Source organism: Kribbella sp. NPDC050459 (assembly GCF_040655315.1).
In the GTDB taxonomy this organism is placed as follows: domain Bacteria; phylum Actinomycetota; class Actinomycetes; order Propionibacteriales; family Kribbellaceae; genus Kribbella.
The window spans coordinates 255,027-275,875 of record NZ_JBFAJQ010000011.1 but is presented as its reverse complement, the minus strand read 5'-3'; the positions used below and the strand labels follow the sequence as shown (position 1 = coordinate 275,875).

The 20,849-nt window shown below is 68.1% G+C and carries 19 protein-coding genes; 5 read left to right on the top strand and 14 right to left on the bottom strand.

The genetic code is table 11. The features are described from left to right. Nucleotides 1–121: 121 nt before the first annotated feature. Nucleotides 122–544 carry a nuclear transport factor 2 family protein gene (locus AB0I12_RS31100; RefSeq protein WP_359936176.1) on the bottom strand — a complete coding sequence of 141 codons (423 nt, stop codon included), beginning with the start codon at nucleotides 542–544 and terminating at the stop codon, nucleotides 122–124. A gap of 95 nt (nucleotides 545–639) precedes the next feature. On the opposite strand from AB0I12_RS31100, the gene AB0I12_RS31095 reads away from it, so the two are divergent. After that, nucleotides 640–1,128: a MarR family winged helix-turn-helix transcriptional regulator gene (locus AB0I12_RS31095; protein ID WP_359936174.1), complete on the top strand. Its 489-nt coding sequence runs from the start codon at nucleotides 640–642 to the stop codon at nucleotides 1,126–1,128. Nucleotides 1,129–1,205: 77 nt separating this feature from the next. Here the strand turns inward: AB0I12_RS31095 and AB0I12_RS31090 are convergent, their stop codons facing one another. The 12 genes from AB0I12_RS31090 to AB0I12_RS31035 form a co-directional block, all read right to left on the bottom strand. Further along, nucleotides 1,206–2,912, bottom strand: coding sequence for a SulP family inorganic anion transporter (locus AB0I12_RS31090; RefSeq protein ID WP_359936172.1), 1,707 nt, complete (start codon nucleotides 2,910–2,912; stop codon nucleotides 1,206–1,208). A gap of 115 nt (nucleotides 2,913–3,027) precedes the next feature. Continuing rightward, nucleotides 3,028–3,375 (bottom strand): metalloregulator ArsR/SmtB family transcription factor, encoded by a 348-nt coding sequence (locus AB0I12_RS31085; RefSeq protein ID WP_359936170.1) that lies wholly within the window; start codon nucleotides 3,373–3,375, stop codon nucleotides 3,028–3,030. Then, on the bottom strand, nucleotides 3,372–3,581 hold the full coding sequence (locus tag AB0I12_RS31080) for a hypothetical protein (RefSeq protein WP_359936169.1): 210 nt from the start codon (nucleotides 3,579–3,581) through the stop codon (nucleotides 3,372–3,374). The genes AB0I12_RS31085 and AB0I12_RS31080 overlap by 4 nt, the downstream gene beginning before the upstream one ends. Before the next feature lie 128 nt (nucleotides 3,582–3,709). Continuing rightward, nucleotides 3,710–4,897: a M20 family metallopeptidase gene (locus AB0I12_RS31075; RefSeq protein WP_359936167.1), complete on the bottom strand. Its 1,188-nt coding sequence runs from the start codon at nucleotides 4,895–4,897 to the stop codon at nucleotides 3,710–3,712. Between the two features lie 119 nt (nucleotides 4,898–5,016). After that, complete coding sequence (locus AB0I12_RS31070) at nucleotides 5,017–6,123, bottom strand: hypothetical protein (protein ID WP_359936165.1); 1,107 nt, start codon at nucleotides 6,121–6,123, stop codon at nucleotides 5,017–5,019. Between the two features lie 15 nt (nucleotides 6,124–6,138). Further along, nucleotides 6,139–6,582 (bottom strand): hypothetical protein, encoded by a 444-nt coding sequence (locus AB0I12_RS31065; protein ID WP_359936163.1) that lies wholly within the window; start codon nucleotides 6,580–6,582, stop codon nucleotides 6,139–6,141. Next, nucleotides 6,563–7,585, bottom strand: coding sequence for a hypothetical protein (locus tag AB0I12_RS31060; RefSeq protein ID WP_359936161.1), 1,023 nt, complete (start codon nucleotides 7,583–7,585; stop codon nucleotides 6,563–6,565). Before AB0I12_RS31060 ends, AB0I12_RS31065 begins: the two co-directional genes overlap by 20 nt. Further along, entirely contained in the window at nucleotides 7,582–7,803 is a 222-nt protein-coding gene (locus AB0I12_RS31055; protein WP_359936159.1) for a hypothetical protein, read from the bottom strand. The genes AB0I12_RS31060 and AB0I12_RS31055 overlap by 4 nt, the downstream gene beginning before the upstream one ends. 112 nt (nucleotides 7,804–7,915) lie before the next feature. Then, entirely contained in the window at nucleotides 7,916–8,329 is a 414-nt protein-coding gene (locus AB0I12_RS31050) for a nuclear transport factor 2 family protein (RefSeq protein ID WP_355693811.1), read from the bottom strand. Between the two features lie 147 nt (nucleotides 8,330–8,476). Then, nucleotides 8,477–9,307 carry a DUF72 domain-containing protein gene (locus AB0I12_RS31045; protein WP_359936157.1) on the bottom strand — a complete coding sequence of 277 codons (831 nt, stop codon included), beginning with the start codon at nucleotides 9,305–9,307 and terminating at the stop codon, nucleotides 8,477–8,479. Between the two features lie 22 nt (nucleotides 9,308–9,329). Further along, nucleotides 9,330–10,409 (bottom strand): inositol-3-phosphate synthase, encoded by a 1,080-nt coding sequence (locus AB0I12_RS31040; RefSeq protein WP_359936155.1) that lies wholly within the window; start codon nucleotides 10,407–10,409, stop codon nucleotides 9,330–9,332. Then, nucleotides 10,406–10,990, bottom strand: coding sequence for a PadR family transcriptional regulator (locus AB0I12_RS31035; protein WP_131284360.1), 585 nt, complete (start codon nucleotides 10,988–10,990; stop codon nucleotides 10,406–10,408). The genes AB0I12_RS31040 and AB0I12_RS31035 overlap by 4 nt, the downstream gene beginning before the upstream one ends. 214 nt (nucleotides 10,991–11,204) lie before the next feature. Here AB0I12_RS31035 and AB0I12_RS31030 point away from each other — a divergent pair, with 214 nt between their 5' ends. From AB0I12_RS31030 to AB0I12_RS31015, 4 genes are all read left to right on the top strand, one after another. After that, nucleotides 11,205–12,686, top strand: a complete 1,482-nt coding sequence (locus tag AB0I12_RS31030; protein WP_359936153.1) for a TIGR00366 family protein — start codon at nucleotides 11,205–11,207, stop codon at nucleotides 12,684–12,686. A gap of 126 nt (nucleotides 12,687–12,812) precedes the next feature. Then, a complete protein-coding gene (locus AB0I12_RS31025; RefSeq protein WP_359936151.1) occupies nucleotides 12,813–15,044 on the top strand; it encodes a transglycosylase domain-containing protein in 2,232 nt (743 codons plus the stop codon). A gap of 82 nt (nucleotides 15,045–15,126) precedes the next feature. Beyond that, the gene (locus tag AB0I12_RS31020) at nucleotides 15,127–16,320 is read left to right on the top strand and encodes a mannosyltransferase family protein (protein WP_359936149.1); all 1,194 of its coding nucleotides are present in this window, start codon (nucleotides 15,127–15,129) and stop codon (nucleotides 16,318–16,320) included. 47 nt (nucleotides 16,321–16,367) lie between these two features. Then, complete coding sequence (locus AB0I12_RS31015) at nucleotides 16,368–16,682, top strand: hypothetical protein (protein WP_359936147.1); 315 nt, start codon at nucleotides 16,368–16,370, stop codon at nucleotides 16,680–16,682. Nucleotides 16,683–16,842: 160 nt separating this feature from the next. On the opposite strand, the gene AB0I12_RS31010 is transcribed toward AB0I12_RS31015, so the two are convergent. After that, nucleotides 16,843–20,793 (bottom strand): GH92 family glycosyl hydrolase, encoded by a 3,951-nt coding sequence (locus AB0I12_RS31010; protein WP_359936145.1) that lies wholly within the window; start codon nucleotides 20,791–20,793, stop codon nucleotides 16,843–16,845. Nucleotides 20,794–20,849 lie beyond the last annotated feature (56 nt).

Sequence of the window (20,849 nt, the reverse complement as noted above, 5' to 3'; positions counted from 1 at the left end):
CACGGCACCTCGCCGCACGGGTGCAAAGGCCACGATGCTCCGCATCGAGACCTTCGCCCCCGCACGCCGATGCACCGCACCGAGCACCTCCTCGCAACGGCGCTGGACCACCAGACAGGACCTAGAGCGCACGCTCGAGCGCTGCGGTCAGTGCGACCGGGCGCACCTCGAGCCCGTCGAACCGCCAGCCCTCGTCGGTGCGGCGCGCGCTGTACAGGTGCACGGCGGCCGCGATCGCCTCGGTGTTGTCGTCGAGGACGTAGACCGCGGTGTCGTGCGCGCGCACGGTCGCGGTGTCGCCGTCGACCTCGATCACCAGGTTCGACTTGTTGTGCAGAGTGCGGACGTAGTCGTCGTGACGCGCTCGCGCCATGGCGATGATCGCCTCGACGCCCTTGGCCTCGCCGCGGCGGGACCTGACGACGACGTCCTGGGTGAACAGGCGGTCGCTCTCGTCGTACCGGTGCTCGTCGATCCACAGGCTGTGGCGGGCGACCAGGTCGGCCAGTTCGGTGCGGTCGATCAGTTCTTGCAGGTCAGTCATGGCGGACTCCTGAATGATTAGTCTGTCTAACGTTGGCTGTGCCAATGAATATAGATCGTTAGTCCGACTAACGCAAGCGGCGTATGCTGGCTCTCATGGAGCCGGGTGAGCTGCGTTTCGACCACGGCGACGAAACGCCGGAGCGCCTCAAGGTGCAGCTGTCACGCCTGCTCGGGATGACCGCGGGCCAGACCCAACGCGTCGCGGCGGACGCGCTCCGTGCCGTGGGCGCACACAAGGACCACTTCGTGGTGCTGGCCGCACTCGACGAGTTCGGCCCCGCGAGCCAGGCGGCCGTCGCCGGTCGCGCCCGCGTCTACAAGAGCGACCTGGTAGCGGTCCTCAACGAACTCGAAGCCGGCGGCTGGATCCGCCGCACCCCCGACCCCGCCGACAAACGCCGCAACGTCATCACCCTCACGCCTACCGGCCACGACCGCGTCGCAGAGCTGGACCGCATCCTCACAACCGTCAACGCCCACATCACCGCACCCCTGACCACCGAGGAACGCACCCAGCTCTTCACCCTCCTCAACCGAATCAACACCCACCTGTCCCCACAACAACCGCCCCCGCGACGCTGACGCCCCGGCGGCTAACCGCGTCTAACCGCCGCGCCGCCTGCTTACCGCGCTGACGCCGGCTCGCCGGAGGCTCAGCGTCAGGGCGCTTGGTGGGTGTCTGGGTTGGTGGGCGACGTCGGGGAGTCTGAGGTGCCGGCGGTCTGCAAGACGCCGGTGTGGTGGAGATGTGAGCGGGCAGCCTGGATCGCCTCGGGCGTGCTGGCGAAGACCCGGCCTGCCGCGTACAGGTCGTGGATCACCTCGAGTGCGTCCAGCGTGCGATGGTGACCGGCGCGGATTCCGGACATCAGAACCGTGATGCCGCGACGCTGGAGTTTCTCGATGGCGTCTTTGAGCACGAGCGCACCGCTCGCGTCGATCGCGCTGACCGCTGACATACGCAAGATGACGACGGAGACGTGCGCGACCTCGGACAGTTCGAGCAGGAACCGGTGCGCGGCGAACAGCAGCGGCCCATCGATGCGGTAGGCAACGATGTGCTCGTCCAGCAGGGCACGTTCCTCGACGGTGTGGTCACCAGGCAGATCCGGATGAAGAGGCATCTTCCGCAGACGGGCGCTGCGCGCGACCGCTCGCAACGCGAGCGCGCCGGCGACGACGAGTCCGAGCAGCACAGCCTTGACCAGGTCCAGGGCGAGGGTCGCGACAGCAGTCAGAGCCAGTACGACGGCGTCGGATCGTGTCGCGCGCGCCATTGCCCGGATCGAGCCGACTTCGACCATACGGATCGAGGTGGCCAGCAGCACCCCAGCCAGCGCCGCGAGCGGGATCCGCGCGACCAGCGGCGCCGCGGTGTAGACGATCGCCGCGAGCAGCGCGGCGTGGACGAGCGCGGCCAAGCGCGAGCCTGCTCCGGAGCGGACATTGACGGCGGTCCGGGCGATCGCGCCGGTGGCGGGTACACCTCCGAACAGTGGTGCGGCCAGGTTGGCCAGTCCCTGGCCGAACAGTTCGCGGTCCGGGTCATGTTTGTGGTTCACGCCCATACCGTCGGCGACCGCCGCCGACAGCAGTGACTCCAGCGCCGCCAGCGCCGCGACTGCAACCGCTGCTCCGGCGAGCGACCCGAGCGCCGACAGATCGAGGAACGACAGCGACGGTGCGGCGAGGCCGTCCGGCAAGCTGCCGATCCGCGCGACGTCCAGACCGGCGACCTCGGCGATGACCGTTACCGCCACAACCGCGACGATCGACAATGGAACCGTCGGCCGGATCCGGGCGCCGACCAGGATGATCACCGCGACACCGATCGCGATCGCGGCGGCCACCCAGTGCGGGTGTGCCGCGAACGCCGCGACCGAGCGAGCGGCCACCACGGCGACCTGGTCACCATGTGGCGTCGCAACACCCAGCGCGGCCGGCAGCTGCTGCAACCCGATGACACACGCGATGCCGAGCGTGAACCCTTCAACCACCGACGCGGGAACGAAGGCCATGTAGCGCCCGGCCTTGGCAATCGCCAGACCGACCAGGATCAGCCCGGCCATCAGTCCAACCGTCAGCACCCCACTCGCCCCGTGCGCATGCATGATCGGCACCAGCACCACGGTCATCGCGCCGGTAGGTCCCGACACCTGCAGACCGGACCCACCAAACGCAGCAGCCACCGCCCCAGCCACCACCGCCGTCGTCAGACCCGCAGCCGCCCCCAACCCGGACGAGATCCCAAACCCAAGCGCGAGCGGAAGCGCAACAATCGCCACCGTCACCCCCGCGACAAGATCACGCCGCGGCTGCCGCACCATCGCAGCCAGGTCCTCCCTCCCCGGAAGCAAAGACCCCACAAGCCTCCAAACGACCAACACCAACCTCACCCAGCCACCTTCTCGTCCTCACGCACTACCGACCCCACCCTCACCGGGCCGCCTCGTCGGGCTCGGGCGGGTGTTGGCGCCGAGATCACGGAGTCGCCTCTTCGGCCTCGCGTAGTTCGGCCAGGAGTTCGCTTTGGCCGGTGAGTATCTCGGTCAGGAATCGGCGTGCGATTCTCAGCAGCTCGGCGATGTCGCCGCCGGCGAGCTCGTAGATCACCGTCGACGCCTCGCGGTGCGAGGTCACGATGCCGTAGCGGCGCAGTACCGCCAGTTGCTGGGACAGGTTGGACGGCTCGATCCCGATCTCGGCCAGCAGATCCCGCACCGGCCGCGGCCGATCCTGCAGCAGCTCCAGTACCCGGATCCGAACCGGGTGCCCCAACACCCGAAAGAACTCAGCTTTTGCCTGATACAGCGGAACCCCCGCCGTCATCGCCGCTCCCCGGAGTCGCCCGCAGCCCCAAGCCCGCCTTCATCGACATCGACGTCGTGCTCGAGTGCCAGCCTCAGCAGACTCTCGAGTTCACCGGTGCGGACATCCACGGCGTAGAAGTCCCCAGCCGCCTTCGCCGCGTCCAGCGCCTCGCGCGCCTCACGCACCCGCCGCCGCAAATCACTCGCGAACTCACTGCTGCCCACAACACCTCCACCGCGGCTCCGCCCTGACGGCTTCAGAATGTAGCGAATTGAAGAATTTTGCAAATCGTCAAGACTCCGAGCCCACGCCGACCAGCAGCGTGCGGTTGCTGGGTGGCGGGTGGTGTGGGTCAGGAGGGGATCAGGTGGTGGGTGGCTAGGTGGGCCAGTGCGGCGGAGGTGTCGGCGAGGACCGCGTCGTCGAAGCGGACGAGGCTCGAGTGGTTGGAGGGGGCTTCTTCGGGGGTGACGTCGTCGGGGCGTGCGCCGACCATTGCGAAGGTGCCTGGTACCTCGCGGAGGACCATCGAGAAGTCCTCCGCGCCCATCAGGGGGTTCTCCAAACGCTGCACCCGGTCCGCGCCGAACACGTCGGTGAGCAGTTCGGTGGTTTCCGCCGTGCGTCCGGCGTCGTTGACCGTCACCGGGTACTGCGGGTCGAGGCGCGCTTCGACCGTGCAGCCGTGCGCGGCCGCGATTCGCTCCGCCAACGCCGGCAGTTCACGGGTCAGCTGCTCCAGCATCGCGTCGGACAGCGTGCGGACGGTCGCGCCGAGGCGGGCCGTGTTCGGGATGACGTTGATCGCGACGCCCGCCTCCAGTTGCGTCACAGTGATCACCACCGGGTCGAACACGTTCACCCGCCGCGTGGTGTAGGCCTGCAATGCCAGCACGATCTCTGCTACCACCGGCACCGGGTCCACGGTGCGATCCGGCATCGACCCGTGCCCGCCCTTCCCGCGCACCGTGATGTGGAGCTGGTTCGAGCTTGCCATGATCGTCCCCGGCCGCAGCTGGAACGTCCCCTTCGGTGCCTGCGACCAGACGTGCAACGCGTACGCCGCGGTCGGCTTGTCGCCGGTTGCCTCCAGAAGACCCTCGCGCAGCATGTATCCCGCGCCGCCGAGACCTTCCTCGCCCGGCTGGAACATGAAGATGACGTTGCCGTGCAGTTCGTCTCGGTGCGCGCTCAGCAAGCGGGCCGCTCCGATCAGCCCCGCGGTGTGCAGATCGTGGCCGCAGGCATGCATGTTGCCGTTCTCGGCGGCGTACTCGAGGCCGGTCTCTTCCACGACCGGCAACGCATCCATGTCGCCGCGCAGCAACACGGTCGGCCCCGGTGCCCCGCCTCGCAGCACCGCCACGACCGACGTCACCTCTGTGCCCGTGGTGATTTCCAGCGGCAACCCCGCCAGTGCATCCATCACCACCGCCTGAGTCCGAGGCAAGATCAATCCCACCTCGGGCTCCCGATGGAGCACCCGCCGGACCTCGACCAGTTCGGCCAACCTTTCGGCACCCTCAGCAACCAGGTCCACCGATGCTCCTCTCGTCGCGGGCTCTTCATCCGCGCCTCCTGCCGGCGTCCAGTCACCGTACCCGGCCTCGGCGCCGTGGCTGTGCCCCGGGCACACTCGCCCAACCTTGTTGCACTGCGTCAGTCCCGCGACAACCTGGTAGGTCCCGAGGCCGACCGTCGGTGCCTGCCAGGCGCAGCGCTCCAGCTCGGCGGCTGAGTCGAGCCCTGGCCTCCCTGCGCCGGACCGTCAGAGCCCTGACCGCCGGAGCGTGGTTCCTGGGAGTGCGGGCCTTCGGAGTGCAAGCCCTCGGTCTGCGGACTGTTGGGCTGCGAGCCGTCGGAAGCTCGGCTGCCGTGCTGCGGCCGATCCGGCGTCCGATGTGGTGTCGTCGTGGGGCCGAGACCGGCGTCAAGTGCCCGGCGCAGGTCCTGGTTGCCGGCCCAGTGCTCGGCGATCGTCTGGATCTCCGCAGTTGCGTTCCGGAATGCGCTCCGTCCCGCGAGACCGGCCATGCGAAGGTCCGAGGGGTCGTTCTTGTCGTAGTCGTAGACAGCGGCGAACGGTGCGTGCATGGCCTCGGCGATGCGGCTCATCGCGTCGGCCCTCGCGGTCTCCGGAACCAGTCGGCTCAGATGCTTCGTGTACAGGAGCTCCGCGGCGACCTTGAACTTCTCAGCGGTGTTCACCACCGCTATTCGGTGGATGACCTCGGAGGGGTCCAGGCCGACGTCCGCGCCGACCGCGGTACTGAATGCGTCGACTGCAGGGGTGTAGGCCGCATAGGCCTGCAGGCTCTGCCCCCTCCTGATGCCGGGAGCGATCTGCTCGAGACCGAGCTCGTCGATGAAGTTGTTGAGCTCGTTCTGTGTCGCCCGCTCGGTGACTCCCTCCTCGAAGACCTTGTATGCCCTGCCCTCGTACGCATCGAGCGGGAAAGCCAACGACGTACCTGGCCCGGCCAGCAGGTGGATGTTCTCGTGGAACAGGGTGCGCAGAGCTTCGCGGTACCTGTCGAGTGTCTCGTCGTCGTGCTGCAGGTAGGCACGATCGAACATGTCCTGCAGCGGCTCGATGACGTCCTGCGGGTGGTACAGGATCGTGCCGTCCCAGGTCACCTTGGACACTTGGTCGTCGCCGCGCGGGAGCACCCGGTAACGCTTGTTCCAGGCAGAGTGGTGCGCGCGCATCACTGCCACGGTGAGGTCCGCCTGGAGCCGCATCAGCTCCGCGAAGCTCGTGATCACGGTCGACGGTCCGCGCTACTCGGCGTGCCCCGGAGCGTCTCGTAGGTCGGGGTTGTTGAAGCGGATGCCCTCGATGTCCATCGCGAGCGGCTCGCCGAGCTGGCGGATCCGGGTTGCCTCGACTCCTGCCGCGGTCCTGGCGATCCGGCCGATCTCGGCGATCGCAGCCTGGAGGAGCTCGATGCGCTCTGCCGGGGTGCCTGTGGAGCCGAGCCCCCGCGACTGCACCTTGAGCGCTGCTGCCATCTCGTCGGACATCGGGGGGGCCTTGTAGTTCAGCACGTACTCCAGTGAGGACAGGCTCCGCTCGGCACGCTCCCGATCCGCCGCCGGCTCCACTGTCGGGACCAGGCTCCGCAGTCGTTCAACTTCGATCGGCAGCCGCTCCTCGGGGATCTCTTTGGCCATCACTGCCTCGACAAGCCGCTGCTCCTCTGCGTCATACGCCGCGTAGTCCATGCCCCTCAGTATCCCGGCGGCTGGGGGGCTCCCGGTGCTGGGCGAACTGACGGTGCGCGGGGTGGGGTCGGGTGGGCGGCGTATGAGTGGCTGCCGGACGTCTGAGTGTTGGGGTGGCGAGTCCGGACAGGGCCGATTCGTGGGGTGACGGCGCACTGCGGATCGGGGCGGGAGGTGGGAGGGCGCAGTCGTCGAGGTGTCCGGCGGAGTCGGTGGTGTGAGTTTCGCGGCGGAGGTCGGTGAGGATCTGAGTGGCGGTTGCCAGGGAGTGCTTGCCGGCGACGCCGGGTGGGGCCAGTTCATAGGTGTCGAGGTGGGCGAGGCCGGAGCGGAGGATCGTTTCGAGGCGGGCGCGGGTGTCGGTGTCAGGGAGATCGTGGGACTTGCAGACGAGGTCGACGAGTAGGGGGAACTGACCGGCTGCGGTCTGGCGGTTGAGCAGCGCCAGGGTTTCGCCGGGGGAGAGAGCGTTGCGGGCGTCGAGGTCCGTGGTGAGCTTGCGGACGGCGGGGACGAAGGCGGCGTAGTACCCGGTGGACCGGACGGAATCGATGCCTGGCGCAACCTTGTCGATGCCGAGCCGGCGGAGGAAGTCGTCGAGGTGGTCCTGGGCCCAGGCCTCCGTGACGCCTTCCTCCAGTTGGCGGCTGCCGGGTTTGGTGAAGGCTTCGCGGGCCGCTTCCTGGGTGGCGCCGTCCGGGCCGAGGAAGTGGGCATGCTCGTGGAGCAGCGTTGCCAGGGACTCGCGGTAGGCGACGAGGGTCGGTGTCGAACGTGTCGTGCCGGCGTGTTCGTAGAGGTGGCGGAGCGGGTCGACGATCGACTCGCGGTCGAGGTAGAGGGTGCCGTCCCAGTGGGCGAGGCCGAGCATCGCGCTGGACGATTCGATGATGTGGCCGTTCCAAGCGGACCGGTCGGCGCCGGCGAGCTCGCGAGCGGTGTCCCCGCTCGCCGCCAGCAACTCCGGGACCGAGGTCGGGTGGGCCGCCAGGGCCGTCGTCACGAGCGCAGCGCGGACGAGAGCCGGACCAGCGAGTCCGCCGTGCGGCGCAGGCGCGCGCGATCCTCCGGATCGTCGGCCTGGGCCGCGAGGCGGACGAGCTCGGTGATCAGCCAGTCGGCCCGGGCCTGCCGTTCGGCGCGCGGGACGAGTCCGGCCGGCGGCAGGTCGGGTGGTGCGAGGGGTGTCGGGCTGGGCGGCGTACCGATCGAATGCTGCATGAGATGTCCTCCCGAGTCGTGAAGTCGGCGGAGAACATACGGAGATCGGCCCCGGAATCCACGGCGGATTTCGGAACTGTGGATAACCCAGGCACCCGGCGTACCGATGGGCCTACTGCTGTGCGGACTCCTGCAGCTCGTGGATCAGCGCTGACATCGGGAAGTACGCCCGAAGCGCCGTGATGCGATCACCGTCGACGTCGTAGAAGACGGTGTACGGCAGGCGGACCGTGGTGCCTGTCGCCGGTACGCCGGCGAACTCGGCCGTGTGCTTTCCGACGAAGACGGCTTCCAGCGCCGCGACGCCGTCGCCGGACGCGACGTTCCTGACTTCCGGTGACGCGTCGAACAGCTGGGTGTGCATCGCGAGGATGAAGTCGCGGACGGCCTCCCGGCCACGCACCTCGTCCCCGGTCTCCATCGTCGTCCACACGATGTCGTCGCTGAAGAACGACGCGAAGTCGCCGCCGTTCAACAGCGCCGCCAAGTAGTCGCGCAGTGTGGATTCGGTCTGTGCCACGGACATCAGGGGCCCCCTTTCAACGGAAGGCCGCGGCCCGATGTCGCGGCCTCTGGACCGGCGTCCCGGTCCCCCCACCGGTCAGTCAAGCACCGTGCCCGTACGGGGGAAAGGGGGCTCATCGGCCGGGCGCGAAGGTCAAACGCATGACGTTCAGAACAGGGTCGGAGGCTCGCTCGCGATCGGCTCGGGAAGCGGAGCGATTTCGGGGACGGCGGCAGCGACGGTCGTGTGGAAGCGGCGGGCGAGGTCGAGGGACTCGGCGTTGTCCGGGGTGTGCAGGAAGATCGTCGGGGAGCGCCCCTCGGACAGCCAGGTGACGACCAGTTCGACGAGGTACGCCCAGCCTTCGACGGTCTCGTCCACGGAGTCGCGGCCGATGTAGCGGACGATCGGATGACCGGTCAGTGCGCGGGTCCGGCGGGAGACGCGCGGCTTCTTCATCCAGGCGTCGCGCTCGGCCAGGCTGGTGGGACGGCGGGCGAACAGTGTGCCGGTGTCGAACGGGATCCACTCCGCGTTCGCGCGGGCCAGGACGCGTTCCAGGTTCGCGGCGGCTCGGGGGTCGTCGAAGAAGTCGCGGTGCCGGACCTCGACGGCGTACCGGTGTTCGCGGGGCGCCTGGTGCAGGAAGGCGGCGAGGGTGCCGAGGCCGCTCGGCGAGAAGGCGGCGGGAAGCTGGATCCAGACTGCGTGGTTGCGCGGGCCGAGCGACTCGATCGCCGTGAGGAAAGCGCGAAATTCGGCGTCGACGTTCGTGAGCCGGCGCTCGTGGGTGACGACCTGCGGCAGTTTCACCACGAACCGGAAGTCGGGCGGCGTCTGCGCGGCCCACGACGCCACCGTCGACACGGACGGCGTCCCGTAGAACGTGGTGTTGCTCTCCACCGCGTTGCACCACGAGGCGTACGAACGCAGCTTCTCCCGACCGGGCTGCGGCCACGCGGGATGTGTCCATTGGGCACATCCCACGTGGAGCCGCATCGTCACAATCTAGCGAGGGACCTCAGCGCTCGACCTCGCCGCGGATGAACTTCTCCACCAGCTCGCGGCAGACGTCGTCGGCGTACTGCTCCGGCGGGGACTTCATGAAGTACGACGACGCGGACAGGATCGGGCCGCCGATGCCGCGGTCCTTGGCGATCTTCGCGGCGCGGATGGCGTCGATGATGATGCCGGCCGAGTTCGGCGAGTCCCAGACCTCGAGCTTGTACTCCAGGGACAGCGGGACGTCGCCGAAGTTGCGGCCCTCGAGGCGGATGAACGCCCACTTGCGGTCGTCCAGCCAGGCCACGTAGTCCGACGGGCCGATGTGCACGTTGCGGTCGTCGATCTCGTCGCGCAGCTGCGAGGTGACGGACTGGGTCTTGCTGATCTTCTTGGACTCCAGCCGCTCGCGCTCGAGCATGTTCTTGAAGTCCATGTTGCCGCCGACGTTCAGCTGGTACGTGCGGTCCACGGTCACGCCGCGGTCCTCGAACAGCTTGGTCAGCACCCGGTGCGTGATGGTGGCGCCGATCTGGGACTTGATGTCGTCACCGACGATCGGCAGGCCGGCGGCGGTGAACTTGTCCGCCCACTCCTTGGTACCGGCGATGAAGACCGGCAGCGCGTTGACGAAGGCGACACCGGCGTCGATGGCGCACTGCGCGTAGAACTTCGCGGCCTGCTCCGAACCCACCGGCAGGTAGCAGACCAGGACGTCGACCGCCGCCTCACGCAGCGCCGCCACGACGTCGACCGGCGCGGCGTCCGACTCGGTGATGGTCTCGCGGTAGTACTTGCCGAGGCCGTCGAGGGTGTGACCGCGCTGCACCGTGATGCCGGTCGGCGGCACGTCGCAGATCTTGATCGTGTTGTTCTCGCTGGCGCCGATCGCGTCGGCGAGGTCCAGCCCGACCTTCTTGCCGTCGACGTCGAACGCGGCCACGAACTCCACGTCCCGGACGTGGTAGTCGCCGAACTGGACGTGCATCAGACCGGGGACGCGCTCCTCGGGCTTCGCGTCGCGGTAGTAGTGCACGCCCTGGACGAGCGAGCTGGCGCAGTTGCCGACGCCGACGATCGCTACGCGGATCGAGGTCATCTGGAATCTCCTTGGGTAGGCGGGTGGTGCTGGTCAGGGGGCCGCTGTTGCCGCCGCTCGCCGTCGATCAGTTCGTTCAGCCAGCGGACCTCGCGCTCGGCCGACTCCAGGCCGTGCCGTTGCAGCTCGAGGGTGTAGGCGTCGACTCGCTCCGCCGTCCGGCTCATGGCCGCCCGGAAGTTGGCCAGCCGCTCCTCCATCCGGGCCCTGCGGCCCTCGAGGATGCGCAACCGGGTGGCCGGGTCGGTCCGGCCGAAGAACGAGAATCGGACGCCGAACGTGTCGTCCTCCCAGGCCGACGGCCCGGCTTCGTGCATCGCGTGCGCGAAGTAGTCCTTGCCGTCGGCGGTGATCGTGTACACGATCTTGGGCCGCCGGCCCGACTCCGGTGTCCCGGGGTCGGCCGTGATCAGCCCGTTGCGGAGCATCGCTTTCAGGCACGGGTACAGCGAACCGAACGACAGCACGCGTCCCCACCCGAACTGGGCGTTGACGCGCTTGCGGAGCTCGTAACCGTGCATCGGCGCTTCGTGCAGCAGACCGAGTACGGCGAGCTCGAGGACACCACTGCGGTTTCCCATGAGCCACCTCCCTCGGTCTAGTTTGTCATGACCTGATGTATCGACTCGATACATCGTGCCGCCACTGTAAGCAGACCTGGCACCTGTGGACAACCCCTGACAAAGAAGACCTTTGTCACCCGCGCCGCACGGCACGCCCGGGAACCTGTTACGTCAGGCGCTGATCTGCGTTAATCGAATGACACTCAGCGTCGTAGCTCGGGAGCGGACAGTAATGACCGACAGTCATGCGAAGCACGCCAGGCCCGACATCGCCGCCGAGGGGGTGCTCGCCCGGCTGGCGCTGCGGTTCACCGCGTTCACCGAGAAGTGGCTGCCGGACGCGTTCGGCTTCGTCCTGGTCGGCACGTTCGTGGTGCTGCTGTTCGGCCTGGTCACCGGTGAGCCGCTGCTGAAGCGCCCCGACGACCCGGCCGCGACCAAGGGGTTCGGGCTGGTCGATGCCTGGGGCATCGGGTTCTGGTCGCTGATCACGTTCACCCTGCAGATGGCGATGATCATCATCGGCGGGTACGCCGTCGCGACCAGCGGACCGGTCGCGCGGTTGATCACCCGCCTCGCGCGGCTCCCGCAGACGCCGCGGTCCGCCGTCGCGTTCGTCGCCGCGATCGCGATGCTGGCGTCGTACCTGAACTGGGCGTTCAGCCTGATCTTCGCGGCCATCCTCGCGCGGGAGGTCGCGCGCAACGTGCCGAAGGCGGACTATCGCGCGCTCGGTGCGATGGCGTTTCTCGGCCTCGGTACGGTGTGGGCGCAGGGACTGTCCGGCTCGGCCGCGTTGCAGGTGGCGAGTGCGAGCAGCAGCCCGCCGCCGGTGCAGGAGGTCATCAAGGCCGGCGGTCACGCCGGCGGGCTGATCCCGCTCAGCGACACGATCTTCACCTGGCAGGCGTTGGTGGCGACGCTGATCGTGTACGTCGTGGGCGTCGCGATGGCCTGGTTCATCGCACCGGGCGAGGGCAACGCGCGGACCGCTGAGCAGATCGGCATCGAGCTCAAGCCGCTCATCGGGCGCGGCTCGGCGTACAACGGTCAACGGCAGGAGACGCGCAGACCCGGCGACTGGCTCGAGCACTCGCCGCTGTTCAGCCTGCTGATCGTCCTGCTCGGCGTGACCTACCTGGTGCGCTACTTCAGCGCGAAGAGCTTCTTCAGCGCGCTGGACCTCAACACGGTCAACCTGATCCTGTTCCTGCTCGCGCTGCTCCTGCACTGGCGGCCGTGGCGGATGGCGCGTGCGGTGCGCGACGGCGCGCCCGCGGCGGCCGGCGTACTGCTCCAGTTCCCCTTGTACGGCGGCATCTTCGGCATGATCGCCTACACCGGGATTTCCGCGCGCCTCGCCGGGTGGCTGGTGCAGGCGAGCAATCAGATTCTGTTCCCGCCCCTGGTCGCGATCTACTCGTGCGTGCTCGGCATCTTCGTCCCGAGCGGCGGCAGCAAGTGGGTGATCGAGGCGCCGTACGTGCTGCAGGCCGCGAACGAGCTGCGCGTCGACGCCGGGTGGATGGTCGTCGTGTACGACCTGGGCGAGGCGAGCGCGAACCTGCTGCAACCGTTCTGGATGCTGCCGACGCTCGCGATCCTCGGCCTCAAGGCGCGGGACATCATGGGCTACACGTTCACGATGTTCCTGGCCTGTTTTCCGGCGGCGCTGATCGCCGTGACCTTGCTCGCACCACACATGACGGGGTAACCGCTTGCATCGGCTTTGAGCCCCGCCGGACCGGCTTGCTACTATCCGGAGCGGATTCGGGCGTATTACCACACCCACCGTAGTCTGTGGGGCAATGACTTCCGCGAGATCGTCGAGGATTGCACAGTGAGTGAAGCTCGTAGAAAGGCCGCCCCGCCTCCCCGGCGGAAGAAACATTGGGCGGTCCGGGTGCTCGGCTGGCTGGCCGCACTCGTCTTCCTCGGCATCATCGGCTCGGTTGCCGCGTTCTTCGTCGTCTACCAGACCACGAAGATCCCGGACCCGAACAAGGAGTTCGCCACCAACACCACCACGGTGACGTACGCCGACGGCCGCAACCCGCTGGGCACCTTCTACGAGCAGAACCGGCACACGGTGCCGCTGGCGCAGATCCCGAAGCACGTGCAGGACTCGGTGATCGCGGCCGAGGACCGGACCTTCTGGACCAACCCCGGCATCTCCCCGAGCGGCATGGTGCGGGCCGCGGTCAACATCGCGCGCGGCGAGCAGCTCCAGGGTGGTTCGACGATCACCCAGCAGTACGTGAAGATCATGTACCTGACCCAGGAGCGGACGGTCTCCCGGAAGTTCAAGGAACTGTTCATCGCGACCAAGCTCGGCCGGCAGCAGGACAAGAGCAAGACCCTCGAGGGCTACCTCAACACCATCTACTTCGGCCAGGGCGCGTACGGCATCGCGGCCGCGGGTGACACGTACTTCCAGGTGAAGGACCCGAAGGACCTGTCGGTCCCGCAGGCGGCTCTGCTCGCGACCGTCCTGAACAACCCGTCGCTGTTCGACGTCACCGACTCGGATCCGCGAACCAAGGCCCGGATCATCGAGCGGTACAAGTACGTCCTCGACGGCATGCAGCAGATGGGCACGATCAGCGAGGCCAAGGAGAGGCAGTACGCCGCCAAGCTGCCCGACCTGAGCAAGATGAAGAAGAAGAGCAGCCGGTACGCCGGGCCGAACGGCTTCCTGCTCGACATGGCCCGGAAGGAGCTGGCGCAGCGCGGCTTCGACGAGGACGAGATCACCGGCGGCGGCCTGAAGGTGACGACCACCTTCAACGCCACCCAGCAGAACAAGATGCTGGAGGCCGCCAAGGAGCTCCCGAAGAAGAACGCCGGCCTGCACATCGGAATGGCCGCCGTGAAACCGGGCACCGGCCAGCTGCTGGCGATGTACGGCGGGCCTGACTTCCTCAAGAGCCAGCTGAACTGGGCGACGACGAAGGCCAGGCCCGGTTCCTCGTTCAAGCCGTTCGCACTGGCGGCCGCGCTGCAGGACAAGAAGTCGCTGTGGGACGTCTACCAGGGTGACAGCCCGATCGTGGTCCAGGGGCAGAAGTTCGGCAACGAGCTCAGCACCGACTACGGCGACGTCACGCTGATGAAGGCGACCGAGCAGTCGATCAACACCGCCTTCTACGACCTGGTCGACAACGACATGGACGACGGCCCTTCCAAGGTCGTCGACGCTGCCGAGGCGGCCGGCATCCCGGCGACGAAGACGCTGGAGAAGGACCGGCAGGCACCGGCGACGGTGCTCGGTCCGGACGCGTACGCGTCGCCGGTCGACATGGCGAACGCGTACGCGACCTTCGCTGCCGAGGGCAAGTACACGCCGCTGCACGTGATCAAGGAAGTCCGCGGCCCGGACGGAAAGGTGCTGTGGTCGGAAGCGAGCGTCCTGAAGCAGCAGAAGCAGGCCTTTACGCCGGAGATCGCGAACCTGGTCAACTACGCGCTGCAGAACGTGGTCGAGAAGGGCACCGGTGAGGGCGCCAAGGACCTGGACCGCGCAGTCGCCGGGAAGACCGGCACCGCCGGTGGTGTCGCGGTCGAGGACCGCAAGGCGAACGCCGCGTGTGACGGCTGTAAAGATGGCTCGGCGACCCTGACCTCGTGGTGGACGGGTTACACGCCGGAGGAGTCCACCTCGGTGCTGTACCGGGCCGGCGCGACCGGTGAGTCGGACCTCGACCCGTACAGCGACGACCCGGCGTTCTTCGGCGGCAACTGGCCGCTGAAGACCTGGCTGGCGTTCATGAAGTCCGCCCTCGACGGCGTGCCCGAGGCCGAGTTCAACGAGCCGGACAAGGAACAGATCAAGGACACGTCGACGCCGACGTACACCCCTCCGCCCAGCACCCCGCCGCCGAGCACTCCTCCGCCCAGTACGCCGCCCCCGAGCACTCCTCCGCCGAGCACCCCGCCGCCGAACACGCCGACGGGCAAGCCGACGAAGACCAAGCCGACGCAGACGACGACCACCCCGGTCATCCCGACGCTGCCGACCGGTGGGCCGACCCAACCCACCGACACGCCGCGAACACCGGGCGGGGGTCAATAGCGTCCACCATCGGGGACTGCTACCCGGATGGGGGACGATAGGGCTGTGACTCGGGTGGACTGTGGTGTGCGGCGGTGCTGGCGTGTTTGAGCGTTCGGCCGCCGACGAGTCACGGCCGAATCGGGCCCGGCGGGCCCGGGTCGAGGGGGTCGGGTGGCAGCGGTGGATGCCGACGGCGATGACCCGGGAAGTGCTCGGGTGGTGGCTGGTCTCCCGGATCGCGCTGTTCGTGCTGTCGATCTCCGCGCCGCTGCTGTTCAACCGGGGCAGCGACTTCCCGAACGTGTGGAAGGCCTGGCTGCAGTGGGACGTCTGGCACCTGAAGGCGGTAGCCGAATTCGGCTACAACCACGGTGAGCCGTCCGGTGCGCCGCTGGCCGCGTTCTTCCCTGGCTTCCCGTTGCTGGTGCGGCTGGTCGGCTACACGGGCATCGGCTACGTCGCCGCCGGCATCGTAGTGTCCGCCGTCGCCAGCGCCGTCGCGGGCGTATATCTCGCGCGCCTGGCGCAGTACGAGTTCCCGGAACTGAAAGGCCTCGGCCCGAATGCGGCGATGATCTGGTACTGCGCTCCGGTCGGCGTCTTCCTGGCGGCCGGGTACACCGAGGCGCTGTTCTGCGCTTTCGCGTTCCCCGCCTGGCTGGCCGCGCGGCAGGGCCGCTGGGCGCGCGCCGCGATCTTCGTCGCGCTGGCGTCGACGGTGCGGGTGTCCGGGCTCTTCCTGATCTTCGCGCTGCTCGTCGAGTTCCTGACGTCGAAGAAGCGGGACTGGTTGTCGCTGCCGTGGCTGGCGCTGCCCGCCGTACCGGTGCTCGGCTTCATGGCGTACCTGAAGCAGATCCACGGCTCCTGGTTCGCCTGGCAGGAGGCGCAGGAGAAGGGCTGGGCGCGCGAGTTCACCTGGCCGTGGACCTCGCTGGTGCACACTTTCGAGGCCGCGAGCAAGGGCCACTTCGCGCCCGACCGCAGCGACTGGACCTGGATGTTCCGGGCCGAGCTGGTCGCGCTGTTCATCGGGCTGCTGCTGCTCGCCTGGCTGTTCTGGCGCCGCTCCTGGGGTGAGGCCGCCTGGGTCGCGGCCACGATCGGCGCCTTCTGTACGTCGTTCTGGATCTACTCGCTCACCCGGGCCACCCTGCTCATGTGGCCGCTGTGGATCGGGCTCGCGGTGCTCGCCAGACGCAGACCGTGGATCGGCCGCCTGTATCTGGCCGTGGCGATACCGCTCGCCGCGGTCTGGGCGGCCGGCTTCTTCACCGGCCGCTGGTCCGGCTGAGTAGTTCTGCTCATGCCCTGAACCCGCCGCGCACTTAGCGTGATCCCATGGAAGCCCGGACGATCGGCAGGGTCGCCCTGCAGGCGGTGCTCGTCGGTGTGCTGGCCGGCGCCGCGTACGCGTTGATGCGTCAGTTCGGCGCCCCACTGTGCCCGCCGACCGGGGTGAGCTGTGCGGTGGAGCACGGTGGCGCGTTGTTCGCCGTACAACTCGGCGGTTTGGCGACGGCTCTGGCGCTGCCGGTGCTGGCGCTGCGGGCCGGTCTCGGATGGGTGTTCGCGGTCGCCGCGACGGCCGGTGTCCTGGTCGTGAACGTGGCCTGGTTCGTGGCGTTGTCCGACATGTGGACAGTTCTGGGCTGAGGCAACCCTCGACGGGGTTCGAACGTCGGTAGAGGTGAAGGGGTGGCAGTCCGGGCGGGGACCGCCACCCCTCCTTCACCTTCCGGCGGAACCTTTCAGGGGCAGGCTCCGCCGGTGACGGTACCGAGGGCGACGGCAGCAGCCGTCGCCCTCAGTCATGTCAGCCGTAGTTGCGGTCGATCGACTGCGACGGTGTCGGGCTCGGCTTGGTCTCGGCGACGCGCTTGTCGCTCGGGTGGGTGCCGGTCTCGATGCCCTTCAGCGTGCCGAGCAGTTCGATCTCGGACAGCGTGACGCCGTCGGCGCCGGACGCCGGTGTGAGCACCAGGCGGTACTGCGTATAGGCCTTCGGCGAGGCGATGCTGAAGGACCTGGTGTACGACGTCCAGGCCCATGTCTCGCCGGTACGCCGATCCACCGTGCTCCACGTCGTACCGTCGTTCGATCCCTCGAGCGTCCACCCTGACGGCGCCGTACCGGTGGCACCGCTCGTCAGCGTGTACATGCCGACCGGGCGACCCTGCGGCAGGGCCACGGTGACGGTCGGCTGTGCACCGGTCAGCGTGACCTGCGTCTTCGTGTCGTTGTCGATCAGCGCGGAGACGTCCGTGCTGCCCGCACCGATCACCGCGCCGGTGTCGGACGTCGAGTCACGCCACGTCATCGGGTCCTCGCCCGGCTTCGTGATCGACGGCGGCGCGTCGTTGCGGCCGGTGCCCCACTTGCTCGGCTGGTCGGTCATCTCGAACTCGATCTTGCCGCCGCCGGCGATCAGGTCGTGCGGCAGCGCGGTCGAGGTCCAGTTCTTGCCGTTGACCTTGACGCTCTTCACGTAGACGTTGCGCGAGCTGTTGTTCGGTGCGCTGATCACCAGCTTCTTGCCGCCGGCCAGCCGGACCGTCGCCTTGGTGAACAGCGGCGAGCCGATCGCGTACGACGGCGACCCGACCTGCAGCGGGTAGAAGCCGAGCGCGCTGAACAGGAACCACGACGACATCTCGCCGTTGTCCTCGTCACCCGGGTACCCCTGCCCGATCTCGGAGCCGAGGTACGCCCGCGACAGCACCTCGCGGACCTTCTCCTGCGTCTTCCACGGCTGCCCCGCCACGTCGTACATGTAGGTGATGTGGTGCGACGGCTGGTTGCTGTGGCCGTACTGCCCCATCCGGACGTCACGCGCCTCGAGCATCTCGTGGATCGTGCCGCCGTACCCGCCGGTGTGCAGCGCGTCCTCCGGCGTACTGAAGAACTCGTCCAGCTTCTTCGCCAGCCCGTCCCGCCCGCCGTAGATCGCGGCCAGGCCGGCGCCGTCCTGCGGCGTCGAGAACGCCATGTTCCAGGCGTTGGTCTCGGTGTAGTCGTGGCCCCAGTCCTGCGGGTCGAAGGTGCTCGGGGAGTTGCCCCAGACCCCGTCCGGGCCCTTGCCCTGGAAGAAGCCGACCGTCGGGTCGTACAGCGTGACGTAGTTGCGGGCCCGGTTCAGGAAGTACTTGTAGTTGTCCAGGTACTCCTGCTTGCGCGGGTCGTTCTTCTTCGCCTTGTCGTACAGCGCCTTCGACAGGTTCGCGATGCCGAAGTCGTTGATGTAGCCGTCCATCGACCAGCTGAAGCCTTCACCGGTGGTGTTGGCGGTGTAGCCGTTGAAGGTGGCCAGGTCCATGCCCTTGCGGCCGACGTTCTGCGACGGCGGTACGACGGACGCGTTCTTCACCGCCGCGTCGTACATCGCCTGGACATCGATCCCCTTGATGCCCTTCAGGTACGCGTCCGCGAAGGCGACGTCGGACGACGTACCGACCATCAGGTTCGCGTAGCCGGGGGAGGACCAGCGGGAGATCCAGCCGCCGTCCTTGTACTGCTGGACGAATCCGTTGACCAGCTCCGCCGCCTCGTCCTGGGCGAACAGCGAGTACGCCGGCCACACGGTCCGGTACGTGTCCCAGAAGCCGTTGTTCACGTACGTCTGGCCGGCCACGATCTTCGAGCCGGTCGTGGTCGGGGTGTCGGTGCCTACCTTCGGCGAGGTCGGCGAGGCGTACTTGATCACCGGGTCCTTCGTGGTGCCGGTGTTCTCGGAGCCATTGTTCGGGTAGAGGAACAGCCGGTAGAGGTTCGAGTACAGGCTGGTCAGTTGGTCGGCCGTGGCACCCTCGACCTGGATGGTGCTCAACTTGGCATCCCAGGCGGCCTGTGCGGCGTCCTTGACCTTGCTGAACTTGGAGTCCGCCGGGAGCTCCTGCTCCAGGTTCTTGCGGGCCTGCTCCGTGCCGATCAGCGACGTGGCCATGCGCAGCTGCACCTGCGTGGTCTTGGCGTCGAACGTGAAGTAGCCGCCCACGTTGGCGCCGCCACCGTTGGACAGCTTGCCGGACGCAACCACCTTCTGGTCGACCACGCCGTACACGAACAGCCGGCCGGCGCCCGTGGACAGTCCGCTCTTGACGTCGGAGTACCCCGTGACCACGCCAGTCGCCGGGTCGAGCGTCAGGCCGCCGTTGTTGTTCACGTTGTCGAAGACCAGCGATGCCTTACCGGCCGGGAAGCTGAACCGCAGCAGCGCGGCGTGGTCGGTCGGGGCGATCTCGGCCGCGTTGCCGTTGTCGAACGTGACGCCGTAGTAGTACGGACGCGCGATCTCGTTGTCGTGCGTGAACGACCAGGCGCGGGCTTTGCGGTCCGCGGTCGGTGTCGCCGCGACGGACGGCATCACCTGGAACGTCTGCCGGTCACCCATCCACGGGCTGGGCTCGTGGCTGATCGACAGCGCCTGCATGGTCGGCCGGTTCGCTTCGTTGTTGCCCTTGGCGTAGTCGTACAGCCAGGACGTGGACCCTGCGTTGGTGACCGGCGTCCAGAAGTTGAAGCCGTGCGGTACGGCGGTGGCAGGGAAGTTGTTGCCCCGCGAGAAACCGCCCGTGGCGTTCGTGCCGCGCGTGGTCAGCGCCAAGTCCGACGGGTGCTTGGCCGCGGTCTTCTGCGCCGCGCGGTCCGGGTTGATCGCGGCGGCGATCCGGATGTCGTCGAGCCAGCCGCGGAAGTCGGCCGGACCGGACGGCTTGTCGTAGCCGACCAGGATCCGCTTGATCGTCTTGCCGGCGGCCACCTTGCCGAGATCGGCCTCGACGTTGTTCCACTGGTTCGTGTAGAGCGCCTTGGAGTCGCCCTGGCCGCGCGGGCTCAGCTCGAACCCGTGGTGGTCGCGAGCCTTCAGGTCGCTCAGGTAGGTGCCGTCGTCGAACGCCAGGTCGACCGCGGCGTACGTGCTCGGGTAGCTCAGATCGCCCTCGACGTGCTCCGGGAAGATCTTGTACGACAGGCGGGTGTCCTTACCCACCTGTAGATCGACGTCGGAGATCTTGTTCCACGTGTAGCCGCGGCCCTCGGCGTCCTGGTGCCCGGCGTACCGGAAGGACTTGACGCCGGTGAAGCCGACGCGGGCGCGGGCGTTGTAAGCACTGGTCGGGCCGGAGTCCAGCCGCGACTCGGCGACCGGACCGGGCGGCGGCAGCGGGGCGCCGTTCGAGAGGTACCAGTCGGCCAGCTGGACGATGTTCTCGCCGTGGTTCAGCGTGATGTCCAGCTTGAAGTACGTGTACGCCGTGTCGTTGGCGAAGCTGTACTCCTTGGTCTGGAACCGGTTCTCGAAGCTCTGGCCGGTCTGGGTGTCCAGCGTGGTCCAGGTGCTGCCGTCGTTCGACCCGGACACGGTCCAGTTCTGCGGGTCGCGGCCGTCGGCGTCGTTCGCCGAGGTGAGCGCGTACTTCTTGATCACCACCGGGGCCGAGGTCTGGTAGACCAGCCAGCCGGTCTTCTCGAACACCAGCCACTTGGTGAACTTGTCACCGTCGGCGGCGTTGGTGGCGATCTCGCCGCCACCGGTGTTCTCACCGTTCGCGGTCACCTTGGTGACCTTGTCCATCTCGCTGCCACCGATCCCGGTCGGCGTCGGCCCGCGCACCCCCTCGGTACGCGGCTTCCCGTCCGGACCGGTCTCGACCGTGTCGGTGTAGCCCGGCTGCGGTTGCCCGGGCTCGAACGAGGTGAAGTACGACGAACCGCTCACCACCGGCTGCTCGGAGGCAGCAGGCGACGCGGCATGCGCTGGCGTCATGGCAACAGACATTGTCACAACCAGCGCGAGAGACGTGACGAGCCCCAGTGGGCGGC